This window comes from Citrobacter sp. Cpo061, assembly GCF_030332845.1.
GTDB classification, from domain to species: Bacteria; Pseudomonadota; Gammaproteobacteria; order Enterobacterales; family Enterobacteriaceae; genus Citrobacter; species Citrobacter portucalensis.
This window is the reverse complement of record NZ_JAOWHB010000034.1, coordinates 143014-156389: the sequence shown is the minus strand read 5'-3', so window position 1 is coordinate 156389 and position 13376 is coordinate 143014. Positions and strand designations below refer to the sequence as shown.

Below are 13376 nucleotides of genomic sequence, written 5' to 3'. Positions count from 1 at the left end.
AGAAGTTTCTGCAAAACTTAAGCGAATTGTGCTGAATTTTTCGGAGTACATAAAATTAATCAGTTGATGGTTGTACATACTTTTCATGGTTTGACATATTTGAGCATAATTATTTGCATTTATTGTAACGGCGAACTGAAGAAAAGGTCGCTCTTGGGATTTCATATCTTTATGATTTGACTGTTTTTATAGTAATCGTGAATGGCTATGTGCGGTATGACTCCACATAATTGATAAATTAATGTTAACTTTTAATGTATTAATAATATAAACATTTAATTAAAACTTAAATACGTATTCACGATACGTATGATTGTATATTCGCCATGCTTATGGTTATATTGTTTTTGAAATTTAAACATATGAATCACCGTGCAGTGACACCTGCCACACTGCGCTCGCATTGGTCTTTTGTTCATTTAGGTTTGTACCTTTATGTTTTCCTAATTTTAATGTTTTTTCTTTTTCTCATCTTATATGTATGGTAAATCATATTAACGGAGATTATTTCTTCACTCCGTCTGGGAAAAGGGAGTTTAGAGTGACAGTGGAGTTAAATATGCCAGAAGTAAAAATAATAGATAAAACAAATATTATAGATATGGGGAAGCCACAGCTTCGCATGGTTGATCTTAATTTATTAACCGTCTTTGATGCGGTGATGCAAGAACAAAATATTACCCGTGCCGCGCATACTTTAGGAATGTCGCAACCTGCTGTCAGTAATGCGGTCGCGCGCCTGAAAGTGATGTTTAATGATGAGCTTTTTGTTCGTTATGGACGCGGTATCCAGCCGACAGCAAGAGCTTTCCAGCTATTTGGTTCTGTTCGCCAGGCATTGCAATTAGTGCAAAATGAACTGCCTGGATCGGGTTTTGAGCCAGCCAGCAGCGAGCGCGTATTCAATCTTTGCGTATGCAGCCCATTGGATAATATTCTGACGTCGTTGATTTATAATCGGGTTGAGCAAGTAGCGCCAAACATTCATGTCGTATTTAAATCTTCACTCAATCAAAATACAGAGCATCAATTACGTTACCAGGAAACAGAATTCGTTATTAGCTATGAAGAATTCCGTCGTCCTGAATTTACCAGTATTCCGTTATTCAATGACGAAATGGTGTTAGTCGCAAGTAAAAAGCATCCGCGCATTAGTGGTCCGTTACTGGAAAGCGATGTCTATAATGAACAGCATGCGGTGGTGTCACTTGATCGCTTCGCATCATTCAGCCAACCGTGGTATGACACACCGGATAAACAATCCTGCGTAGCTTATCAGGGCATGGCATTAATTAGCGTTCTTAATATTGTGTCGCAAACGCATTTGGTCTCTATTGCGCCGCGTTGGTTAGCAGAAGAATTTGCCGATTCTTTAGAACTACAGATCTTACCTTTACCGTTAAAATTGAACAGCCGCACATGCTATCTTTCCTGGCATGAAGCCGCGGGCCGGGATAAAGGACATCAATGGATGGAAGAGCTGTTAGTCTCCGTTTGTAAGCAGTAGCACTCGGCAGAGTAAACCGGACAATACATCCTGTTTATTCTGCTTTTGTCATTATAACTGAAATTTTATGCTGAACTCTATTTTTTACATCTGTCCAAAAGTGTCAAAAAATAGAGTAATTGCTGTAAGTTCCCATTTTTAAGCGATTATTTATCATACTGATTGCTTATGCTGGTTTAATTCTCCGTTTATTCGCGTCTTTCCTCCTTTTTATTCTTATTTACTCCAGTGACACCCCTTCGGAGTCAATTGCCATGCGTCATCGTCAGCGGTTAATGTGTTGTTAAACCGTAATTCATTATAAGAGTGAGGCAAGCCATGGAGATGTTGTCTGGAGCCGAGATGGTCGTCCGATCGCTCATCGATCAGGGTGTGAAGCAGGTATTCGGTTATCCCGGGGGGGCCGTCCTCGATATTTATGATGCGCTGCATACGGTCGGCGGTATTGATCATGTGCTGGTCCGCCATGAACAAGCGGCGGTACATATGGCTGATGGACTTGCGCGTGCCACGGGAGAAGTGGGGGTCGTATTAGTTACCTCCGGACCGGGGGCGACCAACGCGATTACCGGAATCGCAACGGCTTACATGGATTCCATTCCGCTGGTGATCCTCTCCGGACAGGTCGCAACGTCGCTGATTGGCTACGATGCCTTCCAGGAGTGCGACATGGTAGGTATATCCCGCCCGGTGGTAAAACACAGCTTCCTGGTCAAACAAACGGAAGATATCCCGCAGGTGCTGAAAAAAGCCTTCTGGCTGGCAGCAAGCGGTCGTCCTGGGCCGGTGGTGGTGGATTTGCCGAAGGATATTCTGAATCCGGCGAAGAAACTGCCTTATAGCTGGCCGGACTCGGTGAGTATGCGCTCGTATAATCCGACGACGACGGGGCACAAAGGACAGATCAAACGGGCGCTACAGACGCTGGTTGCGGCGAAGAAACCGGTTGTCTATGTGGGCGGTGGCGCGGTCAATGCTGCTTGCCATGAGCAGTTAGCTCAGATTGCTGAAGCGCTGAATCTGCCGGTTGTCTCCTCGCTAATGGGGTTGGGCGCGTTTCCGGCCACGCATCGTCAGGCGCTGGGCATGTTAGGGATGCACGGTACCTACGAAGCGAATATGACCATGCATCATTCCGATGTGATCTTTGCTGTCGGCGTTCGCTTTGACGATCGAACGACGAATAACCTGGCAAAATATTGTCCGAATGCGACCGTGCTGCATATCGACATCGATCCGACCTCTATTTCTAAAACCGTTACTGCGGATATTCCGATTGTGGGTGATGCCCGTCTGGTGCTGGATCAAATGCTCGAACTGCTGGAGCAAGAGAAATCACTGCAGCCACTGGATGATAACCGTGACTGGTGGCAACAGATTGAGCACTGGCGCGCCCGTCAGTGTCTGAAATACGACACGCAAAGCGAAAGCATTAAGCCGCAGGCGGTGATTGAAACCATCTGGCGTCTGACGAAAGGGGAGGCGTATGTGACCTCTGACGTTGGCCAGCATCAGATGTTTGCCGCACTTTATTATCCGTTCGATAAACCGCGTCGCTGGATTAACTCAGGCGGCCTCGGCACGATGGGATTCGGTTTACCTGCGGCGTTAGGGGTGAAAATGGCGTTGCCGGATGAAACGGTAGTGTGCGTCACCGGGGATGGCAGCATTCAGATGAACATCCAGGAGCTGTCGACGGCGCTGCAGTATGAACTGCCGGTGCTGGTGCTCAACCTTAACAACCGTTATCTCGGCATGGTCAAACAATGGCAGGACATGATCTACTCCGGGCGTCACTCTCAATCTTACATGCAGTCGCTGCCCGATTTTGTGCGCCTTGCTGAGGCTTATGGGCATATCGGTATCCAGATTAATCATCCAGATGAACTGGAGAGCAAGCTGGGTGAAGCGCTGGAGCATGTGCGTAATCATCGCCTGGTGTTTGTCGACGTCACCGTCGACGGCAGTGAGCATGTCTACCCGATGCAGATTCGTGGGGGCGGGATGGATGAAATGTGGCTAAGCAAAACGGAGAGGACCTGATTATGCGCCGGATATTATCAGTATTGCTGGAAAATGAGTCGGGTGCATTATCGCGGGTGATTGGCCTCTTCGCCCAGCGTGGTTACAACATTGAAAGCCTGACCGTCGCGCCGACCGACGACCCGACCTTATCGCGGATGACGATTCAGACGGTAGGGGATGAGAAAGTCCTTGAGCAGATCGAAAAGCAGCTCCACAAACTGGTGGATGTTCTGCGCGTTAGCGAGCTGGGGCAGGGTGCCCATGTTGAACGAGAAATCATGCTGGTGAAAATCCAGGCCAGCGGTTATGGCCGGGAGGAGGTGAAACGCAACACGGAGATTTTCCGCGGGCAAATCATCGACGTGACGCCGTCTATCTACACCGTACAACTGGCGGGCACCAGCGACAAGCTGGATGCGTTTCTGGCAACCTTGCGTGAAGTCGCCAAAATTGTGGAAGTTGCTCGTTCCGGTGTGGTGGGACTCTCCCGTGGCGATAAAATTATGCGCTAATCGTCAACCGTAGGCCTGGTAAGCAAAGCGCTATCAGGCCTCATCGTGGAGGTCATGCCGGATAGCGGCATAAACGCCTTATCCTGCCTGCAGGTAACGAACCCGCTTTCGCTGATGCTACCTGCTGCGCTTTTTTTTGCGAAATCAGCAGTAACCAGAGACAAAAGCGGTTGCCGCAGTCATTATTCTGCGCTTAGATGTTAAGAAGTTTAACCCATGCCATCTAAAAGGTTATGGTTTGTACATTTTACGCAAGGGGCAATTGTGAAACTGGATGAAATCGCTCGGTTGGCCGGCGTTTCGCGAACGACTGCAAGCTACGTTATTAATGGCAAAGCAAAGCAATATCGCGTAAGCGACAAAACGGTTGAAAAAGTCATGGCGGTGGTGCGTGAGCATAATTACCACCCGAATGCCGTGGCGGCCGGGCTGCGTGCTGGACGCACACGTTCTATCGGGCTGGTGATCCCGGATCTTGAGAACACAAGCTATACCCGGATCGCAAACTATCTGGAACGCCAGGCGCGTCAGCGTGGGTATCAGCTGTTGATTGCCTGCTCTGAAGATCAGCCGGATAACGAAATGCGCTGTATTGAGCATCTTTTACAGCGCCAGGTCGATGCCATTATTGTGTCGACTTCATTGCCGCCTGAGCATCCGTTCTACCAACGCTGGGCAAACAGTTCATTCCCGATTGTGGCGCTGGACCGTGCACTGGACCGCGAACATTTTACCAGCGTTGTGGGTGCGGATCAGGATGATGCGGAAATGCTGGCAGAGGAGTTACGCAAATTCCCTGCTGAAACCGTTCTCTATCTGGGCGCGCTTCCTGAATTATCCGTCAGTTTCCTGCGCGAGCAGGGTTTTCGTACCGCGTGGAAGGACGATCCGCGTGAAGTCCATTTCCTGTACGCCAACAGCTATGAGCGGGAAGCGGCTGCGCAGCTGTTTGATAAATGGCTGGAAACGCACCCAATGCCTCAGGCGTTGTTTACCACGTCGTTTGCCCTGTTGCAGGGCGTGATGGATGTGACCCTGCGTCGTGATGGGCAACTGCCGTCTGATTTAGCGATTGCGACTTTTGGCGATCACGAACTGCTCGACTTCCTGCAGTGCCCGGTACTGGCAGTGGCACAGCGCCATCGTGATGTCGCGGAACGCGTGCTGGAGATTGTACTGGCAAGTCTGGACGAACCGCGTAAACCAAAACCAGGTTTAACGCGTATACGGCGTAATCTGTACCGTCGCGGTATTCTCAGCCGTAACTAAGTTTCCTCAATTGATGACGTCGGCGGGATAAGCCTCTGACGTCTTCAATTTTTCTATTCTCAGAAATAACCGCATTATATTTAAGAATATTCTTTAGAATTATCTGAAATCATTCTTGAAATACCCCGAATTAAAAATGCAACTATCCATTTTTGGGTTATTGATACGTAACGACGCGTTACGCTTGTATTATTTTGTTACATGCTTGTATGGATTTGCCGAATTAACAAACACTTTGCTCTCGTATTGCGGCCATCTGGTGCTTTCCTCGGCTCTGCGCGGCGTACAGACCGATTAACTGGTACTGTTAACTCGCTGCATATTGTCCTAAAATGCCGCTCGCGTCGCAAACTGACACTTTATATTTTCTTTGGATGATATTCAGTTGTTTTAAGCAATGATGAGTTGTTGGATTTTTTTCTTACAAATATTCATGACGTTAATTTGCTTCGTTTGCTGTACGGAATTTGTTCAACGCTGATATTAGCCGTAAACAATGGGTTTTTTGCTCCGCTAAGCGCCGCGACTTGCTTGACAAGGTTTTCCTCCGCTCCGTAAACTCCTTTAAGTGGGAATTTGTGGGATAAAGTGGTAATTGGGGGTGAGACTGGCATGTTCCGGGGAGCAACGTTAGTTAATCTCGACAGTAAAGGGCGCTTATCCGTGCCTACCCGTTATCGGGATCAACTGCTTGAGAGCGCTACCGGTCAAATGGTTTGCACCATTGACATCCATCACCCGTGCCTGCTGCTGTACCCCCTGCCTGAATGGGAAATAATCGAGCAGAAGCTATCGCGTCTGTCGAGCATGAATCCAGTTGAGCGTCGCGTACAGCGCTTATTGTTGGGTCATGCCAGCGAATGTCAGATGGATAACGCTGGTCGATTACTGATAGCACCCATTCTGCGGCAACACGCAGGGCTAACGAAAGAAGTGATGCTGGTTGGGCAGTTCAATAAGTTTGAGCTGTGGGATGAAACGACCTGGTATCAACAGGTCAAGGAAGATATCGACGCTGAGCAGTCTGTTACTGGCGCGTTGTCGGAACGATTGCAGGATTTGTCTCTATAAAATGACGGAAAATTATAAACATACAACGGTGTTGCTGGATGAAGCCGTAAACGGCCTGAATATTCGTCCAGACGGCATCTACATTGACGGGACATTTGGTCGCGGTGGTCACTCACGTCTGATCCTCTCCCAGCTTGGCGAAGAGGGACGTTTACTGGCAATCGATCGCGATCCGCAGGCTATTGCCGTTGCAAAAACGATTACCGATCCCCGTTTCTCCATCGTACATGGACCTTTCTCTGCGCTGGCTGACTATGTCGCCGAGCGTGGACTGACCGGTAAGATCGACGGGATTCTTCTCGATCTCGGCGTTTCTTCACCGCAGCTCGATGACGCAGAGCGCGGTTTCTCGTTTATGCGTGACGGTCCGTTAGATATGCGTATGGACCCAACACGCGGTCAGTCAGCGGCCGAATGGCTGCAAACCGCCGATGAAGCAGACATTGCCTGGGTGATTAAAACCTTTGGCGAAGAGCGCTTCGGCAAACGCATTGCGCGCGCCATCGTGGAGCGCAACCGCATCGAACCGATGACCCGCACCAAAGAGCTGGCGGAAGTTATTGCAGCGGCAATGCCGGTGAAGGACAAATTCAAACATCCCGCGACTCGTACCTTCCAGGCGGTGCGCATTTGGGTGAACAGTGAACTGGAGGAGATAGAGCAGGCGCTAAAAAGCTCGCTCAGCGTGCTGGCTCCAGGTGGTCGCCTTTCGATCATCAGTTTCCATTCGCTTGAAGACCGCATTGTGAAACGCTTTATGCGTGAACAAAGCCGTGGTCCTCAGGTACCGGCTGGAATACCGATGACCGAAGCGCAGATCAAAAAGCTGGGCGGCCGTGAGTTAAGAGCACTAGGCAAGATGATGCCGGGTGAAGAAGAGGTAGCTGAGAATCCTCGTGCCCGTAGTTCAGTTCTGCGTATTGCAGAGAGGACGAACGCATGATCAGCAGAGTGACAGAAGCCCTCAGCAAAGTTAAAGGATCGATAGGAAGCAACGAGCGCCATGCCTTGCCTGGCGTGATCGGTGACGATCTTTTGCGGTTTGGGAAGCTGCCACTCTGCCTGTTCATTTGCATTATTTTGACGGCGGTTACCGTCGTGACAACAGCACACCATACGCGGTTACTGACTGCGCAGCGTGAGCAGCTGGTTCTGGAGCGAGATGCGCTGGATATCGAATGGCGCAACTTGATCCTTGAGGAGAACGCGCTCGGCGACCATAGCCGTGTTGAACGGATCGCAACGGAAAAGCTGCAAATGCAGCATGTCGATCCCTCACAAGAAAATATCGTAGTACAAAAATAAGGATAAACGCGACGCATGAAAGCAGCGGCAAAAACGCACAAACCAAAACGCCAGGAAGAACAAGCCAACTTTATCAGTTGGCGTTTTGCGTTACTGTGCGGCTGTATTTTGCTGGCACTGGGTTTTCTGCTGGGGCGCGTTGCCTGGCTGCAAATCATCGCGCCGGACATGCTGGTGCGTCAGGGTGATATGCGCTCTCTACGCGTCCAGGAAGTGTCTACATCACGCGGAATGATTACCGACCGCTCTGGTCGCCCGCTGGCTGTGAGCGTTCCGGTTAAAGCGATATGGGCCGACCCGAAAGAAGTACATGATGCAGGCGGCGTGAGCGTTGGCGAACGCTGGAGAGCGCTGTCAACCGCGCTGAATCTCCCGCTCGATCAACTGGCTTCCCGCATTAACGCCAACCCGAAAGGGCGCTTCATCTATCTGGCGCGTCAGGTAAACCCTGACATGGCCGACTACATCAAGAAACTGAAGCTGCCAGGTATCCACCTGCGCGAAGAATCCCGCCGTTACTATCCTTCCGGAGAAGTGACTGCTCACCTCATCGGCTTTACTAACGTCGACAGCCAGGGGATTGAAGGCGTAGAGAAGAGCTTCGACAAGTGGCTCACCGGACAACCGGGCGAACGTATTGTACGTAAAGACCGTTATGGCCGCGTCATTGAAGATATCTCCTCTACCGACAGCCAGGCGGCGCATAACCTCGCGTTGAGCATTGATGAGCGTTTACAGGCACTGGTCTACCGTGAACTGAATAATGCCGTGGCGTTCAACAAGGCGGAGTCAGGCAGTGCGGTACTGGTGGATGTAAACACCGGTGAAGTGCTGGCCATGGCCAACAGTCCGTCCTACAACCCGAACAATCTCACCGGTACGCCAAAAGACGCGATGCGTAACCGTACCATCACCGACGTGTTTGAACCGGGTTCTACCGTTAAACCGATGGTGGTGATGACCGCGCTGCAGCGTGGCGTGGTACGCGAAAATACCGTCCTCAACACTATCCCTTACCGAATTAATGGTCACGAAATCAAAGACGTGGCGCGTTATAGTGAATTAACCCTCACCGGGGTTTTGCAGAAGTCGAGTAACGTCGGTGTTTCCAAGCTGGCGTTAGCGATGCCGTCCTCAGCGTTAGTAGATACTTACTCACGTTTTGGGCTGGGAAAAGCGACCAATTTGGGGTTGGTCGGAGAACGCAGTGGCTTATATCCTCAAAAACAACGGTGGTCTGACATAGAGAGGGCCACCTTCTCTTTCGGCTACGGGCTAATGGTAACGCCGTTACAGTTAGCGCGAGTCTATGCAACGATCGGCAGCTACGGCGTTTATCGTCCACTGTCGATTACCAAAGTTGACCCTCCTGTTCCGGGTGAGCGTATCTTCCCGGAAGATACCGTGCGTACCGTCGTGCATATGATGGAAAGCGTGGCGCTGCCGGGCGGCGGCGGCGTGAAGGCGGCGATTAAAGGCTATCGCATCGCTATTAAAACCGGTACAGCGAAAAAAGTAGGGCCGGATGGCCGCTACATCAACAAATACATTGCTTATACCGCAGGCGTTGCGCCTGCGAGTCAGCCGCGCTTCGCGCTGGTTGTTGTTATCAACGATCCGCAGGCGGGTAAATACTACGGTGGCGCCGTTTCCGCGCCGGTCTTTGGTGCCATCATGGGCGGCGTACTGCGCACCATGAACATCGAGCCGGATGCGCTGACAACGGGCGATAAAAATGAATTTGTGAATAATCAAGGCGAGGCAACAGGTGGCAGATCGTAATTTGCGCGACCTTCTTGCTCCATGGGTGCCGGGTGCACCGGAGCGAGCACTGCGGGAGATGACGCTTGACAGCCGTGTGGCTGCATCAGGCGATCTCTTTGTCGCAGTATTGGGTCATCAGGCGGACGGGCGTCGGTATATCCCGCAGGCGATAGCGCAAGGTGTGGCTGCCATTATTGCAGAAGCAAAAGATGAAGCTACTGATGGTGAAATCCGTGAAATGCATGGCGTTCCGGTCATCTATCTCAGTCAGCTTAACGAACGTTTATCTGCACTGGCGGGCCGTTTTTACCACGAGCCTTCTGAGAAAATGCGTCTGGTCGGTGTAACCGGGACTAACGGTAAAACCACCACCACCCAATTGCTGGCCCAGTGGAGCCAACTGCTTGGCGAAACCAGCGCGGTAATGGGAACAGTAGGTAATGGCCTGCTGGGCAAAGTGATCCCGACGGAAAATACCACCGGTTCAGCCGTTGATGTCCAGCATGTGCTGGCGGGGCTGGCTGCGCAGGGCGCAACGGTTGGCGCGATGGAAGTCTCTTCACACGGCCTGGTTCAGCATCGCGTGGCGGCGCTGAAGTTTGCCGCATCAGTATTTACTAACTTAAGCCGTGACCATCTCGACTACCACGGCGACATGGAACATTACGAAGCCGCGAAATGGCTGCTGTATTCCACGCACCATTGCGGCCAGGCCATCGTCAATGCGGATGATGAGGTCGGCCGTCGCTGGCTGGCGAAACTCCCGGATGCGGTTGCCGTTTCGATGGAAGACCACATCAACCCGAACTGTCATGGTCGTTGGTTAAAAGCGGTTGACGTGAAGTATCACGACAGCGGGGCAACGATTCGTTTTACCTCCTCATGGGGCGACGGCGAAATTGAAAGCCGCCTGATGGGGGCGTTTAACGTCAGCAATCTTTTGCTGGCGCTGGCAACGCTGTTGGCACTGGGCTATCCGTTAGCTGATTTACTGAAAACGGCGACACAATTGCAGCCGGTTTGCGGACGTATGGAAGTGTTCAGCGCGCCGGGTAAAACCACCGTGGTGGTTGATTACGCTCATACGCCAGATGCGCTGGAAAAAGCGCTGCAGGCGGCACGTCTGCACTGTACTGGCAAACTGTGGTGCGTCTTTGGCTGCGGCGGCGATCGCGATAAAGGCAAACGTCCGTTGATGGGCGCAATCGCCGAGCAGTTTGCAGATGTTGTCGTGGTGACTGATGACAACCCGCGTACCGAAGAGCCGCGCGCCATTATTAACGACATTCTGGCGGGTATGCTGGATGCCGGACAGGCGAAGGTGATGGAAGGGCGCGCAGAAGCCGTGACAAACGCCATTATGCAGGCGAAAGAAAACGACGTGGTGCTGGTGGCCGGGAAAGGTCACGAAGATTACCAGATCGTCGGCTCGCAGCGTCTCGACTATTCTGACCGCGTGACCGCAGCGCGTCTGCTGGGGGTTATCGCATGATTAGCGTAACGCTCAGCCAACTGGCGGAGATCCTCCGTGGCGAACTGAAAGGGGCCGATCTGACCCTTGATGCCGTAACAACCGATACGCGTAAAGTGACGCCGGGCTGCCTGTTTGTGGCGCTGAAAGGCGAACGCTTTGATGCCCATGATTTTGCAGACAAAGCGCAAGAGAGCGGGGCGGGTGCGCTGCTGGTCAGCCGCCCGTTGGACACCAACCTGCCGCAGCTGATTGTTAAAGATACGCGTTTGGCGTTTGGTGAACTGGCGGCGTGGGTTCGCGCTCAGGTTCCGGCGCGCGTTGTCGCGCTGACCGGCTCATCCGGTAAAACGTCCGTCAAAGAGATGACGGCTGCCATTCTGAGCCAGTGTGGTAACACCCTATATACCGCGGGCAATCTGAATAACGACATCGGCGTACCGATGACGCTGCTGCGCTTAACTAACGATTACGACTATGCCGTGATTGAGCTCGGCGCCAACCATCAGGGCGAAATCGCCTGGACCGTCGGCCTGACGCGTCCGGAAGCGGCGCTGGTGAACAATCTGGCCGCCGCGCACCTGGAAGGTTTCGGCTCTCTGGCGGGCGTTGCGAAGGCAAAAGGTGAGATTTTTACCGGCCTGTCTGAGAATGGTATCGCCATTATGAATGCCGACAACAACGACTGGTTGAACTGGCAAAGCATCATCGGCGAACGCAAAGTCTGGCGCTTCTCCCCGAATGCGGCCAACAGCGACTTTTCTGCTACCAACGTTCATGTGACCTCGCATGGCACAGAATTTTCTCTGCAAACGCCGACCGGAAGCATTGATGTCCTGCTGCCGTTGCCGGGTCGCCACAATATCGCTAACGCCCTTGCGGCGGCGGCGCTTTCTATGGCGGTAGGCGCGACGCACGAGGCGATCAAAGCGGGTTTGAAGGATCTGCAAGCGGTACCGGGACGTCTGTTCCCGATTCAACTCGCAGAAAATCAGTTGCTGCTGGACGACTCCTATAACGCGAACGTCGGTTCGATGACCGCAGCGGTGCAGGTGCTGTCTGAAATGCCGGGCTATCGCGTACTGGTCGTTGGCGATATGGCAGAGCTTGGCGCAGAAAGTGAAGCATGCCATGTACAGGTAGGTGTTGCTGCGAAAGCAGCAGGTATCGACCGTGTACTGAGTACAGGAAAACTGAGTAAGGCAATTAGCGACGCCAGCGGCGTTGGCGAACATTTTGCGGATAAAAGCGCGCTGGCCGCGCATCTTAAAGCATTGATTGCAGAACATCAGGTCATGACGATTTTAGTGAAGGGTTCACGTAGTGCCGCCATGGAAGAGGTAGTACGCGCATTACAGGAGAATGGGACATGTTAGTTTGGCTGGCCGAACATTTGGTCAAATATTATTCCGGCTTTAACGTCTTTTCCTATCTGACGTTTCGCGCCATCGTCAGCCTGCTGACCGCGCTGTTCATCTCTTTGTGGATGGGCCCGCGCATGATTGCCCGCTTGCAAAAAATGTCCTTTGGACAGGTTGTACGTAACGACGGTCCTGAATCGCACTTTAGTAAACGCGGTACGCCAACCATGGGCGGGATCATGATCCTCACCGCGATTGTTATCTCCGTTCTGTTGTGGGCATATCCGTCGAACCCGTACGTATGGTGCGTGCTGGTGGTATTGATTGGCTACGGCATTATCGGTTTTGTCGATGACTATCGCAAAGTGGTGCGCAAAGATACCAAGGGCCTGATTGCCCGCTGGAAGTACTTCTGGATGTCGGTGATTGCGCTGGGTGTAGCCTTTGCGCTGTACCTCGCCGGTAAAGATACCCCGGCTACCGAGCTGGTGGTGCCGTTCTTTAAAGATGTCATGCCGCAATTGGGGCTGTTCTACGTGCTGCTGGCGTACTTCGTTATTGTGGGTACTGGCAATGCGGTAAACCTCACCGATGGCCTGGATGGTCTGGCGATTATGCCGACCGTGTTCGTGGCTGCTGGTTTTGCGCTGGTGGCGTGGGCGACCGGTAACATGAACTTTGCCAACTATCTGCACATTCCGTATTTACGCCATGCCGGCGAACTGGTGATCGTCTGTACGGCGATTGTCGGTGCGGGGTTAGGCTTCCTGTGGTTTAACACCTATCCGGCGCAGGTCTTTATGGGCGACGTCGGTTCTCTGGCGCTGGGCGGCGCGCTGGGCATTATTGCCGTGCTGCTGCGTCAGGAATTCCTGCTGGTAATTATGGGCGGCGTATTTGTTGTGGAAACGCTGTCGGTCATTCTGCAGGTTGGCTCCTTTAAGCTGCGCGGACAGCGCATCTTCCGTATGGCGCCGATTCACCATCACTATGAACTGAAAGGCTGGCCGGAACCGCGCGTAATCGTGCGCTTCTGGATTATTTCGCTGATGCTGGTGCTGATTGGCCTGGCAACGCTGAAGGTACGTTAA

Annotated in this window: 11 protein-coding genes; all 11 read left to right on the top strand. The window is 52.0% G+C overall.

The window, feature by feature from the left end; translation table 11 throughout:
• The first annotated feature begins 559 nt into the window (after positions 1–559).
• The 11 genes from leuO to mraY all read left to right on the top strand — a co-directional run bounded on the left by leuO (position 560) and on the right by mraY (position 13376).
• Positions 560–1507, top strand: a complete 948-nt coding sequence (gene leuO / locus OGX97_RS04335; protein ID WP_020996231.1) for a transcriptional regulator LeuO — start codon at positions 560–562, stop codon at positions 1505–1507.
• 318 nt (positions 1508–1825) lie between these two features.
• Positions 1826–3550, top strand: coding sequence for an acetolactate synthase 3 large subunit (gene ilvI / locus OGX97_RS04330; RefSeq protein ID WP_234096466.1), 1725 nt, complete (start codon positions 1826–1828; stop codon positions 3548–3550).
• 2 nt (positions 3551–3552) lie between these two features.
• Positions 3553–4044 carry an acetolactate synthase small subunit gene (gene ilvN / locus OGX97_RS04325; RefSeq protein ID WP_003829566.1) on the top strand — a complete coding sequence of 164 codons (492 nt, stop codon included), beginning with the start codon at positions 3553–3555 and terminating at the stop codon, positions 4042–4044.
• 264 nt (positions 4045–4308) lie between these two features.
• Positions 4309–5313: a catabolite repressor/activator gene (gene cra / locus OGX97_RS04320; RefSeq protein ID WP_003018794.1), complete on the top strand. Its 1005-nt coding sequence runs from the start codon at positions 4309–4311 to the stop codon at positions 5311–5313.
• 612 nt (positions 5314–5925) lie between these two features.
• A complete protein-coding gene (mraZ, locus tag OGX97_RS04315) occupies positions 5926–6384 on the top strand; it encodes a division/cell wall cluster transcriptional repressor MraZ (RefSeq protein WP_003018792.1) in 459 nt (152 codons plus the stop codon).
• A 1-nt stretch (position 6385) separates the two neighbouring features.
• Entirely contained in the window at positions 6386–7327 is a 942-nt protein-coding gene (gene rsmH, locus OGX97_RS04310) for a 16S rRNA (cytosine(1402)-N(4))-methyltransferase RsmH (RefSeq protein WP_003018789.1), read from the top strand.
• Positions 7324–7689, top strand: a complete 366-nt coding sequence (ftsL, locus tag OGX97_RS04305) for a cell division protein FtsL (protein WP_000625651.1) — start codon at positions 7324–7326, stop codon at positions 7687–7689. Before rsmH ends, ftsL begins: the two co-directional genes overlap by 4 nt.
• Positions 7690–7704: 15 nt before the next feature.
• Positions 7705–9471 (top strand): peptidoglycan glycosyltransferase FtsI, encoded by a 1767-nt coding sequence (ftsI, locus tag OGX97_RS04300; protein WP_003829538.1) that lies wholly within the window; start codon positions 7705–7707, stop codon positions 9469–9471.
• Positions 9458–10945 carry a UDP-N-acetylmuramoyl-L-alanyl-D-glutamate--2,6-diaminopimelate ligase gene (gene murE / locus OGX97_RS04295; protein ID WP_008786196.1) on the top strand — a complete coding sequence of 496 codons (1488 nt, stop codon included), beginning with the start codon at positions 9458–9460 and terminating at the stop codon, positions 10943–10945. The genes ftsI and murE overlap by 14 nt, the downstream gene beginning before the upstream one ends.
• Positions 10942–12300 (top strand): UDP-N-acetylmuramoyl-tripeptide--D-alanyl-D-alanine ligase, encoded by a 1359-nt coding sequence (gene murF / locus OGX97_RS04290; RefSeq protein WP_079935000.1) that lies wholly within the window; start codon positions 10942–10944, stop codon positions 12298–12300. Before murE ends, murF begins: the two co-directional genes overlap by 4 nt.
• Positions 12294–13376, top strand: a complete 1083-nt coding sequence (mraY, locus tag OGX97_RS04285; protein WP_003018774.1) for a phospho-N-acetylmuramoyl-pentapeptide-transferase — start codon at positions 12294–12296, stop codon at positions 13374–13376. The genes murF and mraY overlap by 7 nt, the downstream gene beginning before the upstream one ends.

Bases quoted from the DNA above. Each gene is read 5' to 3' on its own strand.
- rsmH (WP_003018789.1), top strand. From the start codon at position 6,386: ATGACGGAAAATTATAAACATACAACGGTGTTGCTGGATGAAGCCGTA.
- ilvN (WP_003829566.1), top strand. From the start codon at position 3,553: ATGCGCCGGATATTATCAGTATTGCTGGAAAATGAGTCGGGTGCATTA.
- mraY (WP_003018774.1), top strand. From the start codon at position 12,294: ATGTTAGTTTGGCTGGCCGAACATTTGGTCAAATATTATTCCGGCTTT.
- ftsL (WP_000625651.1), top strand. From the start codon at position 7,324: ATGATCAGCAGAGTGACAGAAGCCCTCAGCAAAGTTAAAGGATCGATA.
- ftsI (WP_003829538.1), top strand. From the start codon at position 7,705: ATGAAAGCAGCGGCAAAAACGCACAAACCAAAACGCCAGGAAGAACAA.
- mraZ (WP_003018792.1), top strand. From the start codon at position 5,926: ATGTTCCGGGGAGCAACGTTAGTTAATCTCGACAGTAAAGGGCGCTTA.
- murF (WP_079935000.1), top strand. From the start codon at position 10,942: ATGATTAGCGTAACGCTCAGCCAACTGGCGGAGATCCTCCGTGGCGAA.
- leuO (WP_020996231.1), top strand. From the start codon at position 560: ATGCCAGAAGTAAAAATAATAGATAAAACAAATATTATAGATATGGGG.
- ilvI (WP_234096466.1), top strand. From the start codon at position 1,826: ATGGAGATGTTGTCTGGAGCCGAGATGGTCGTCCGATCGCTCATCGAT.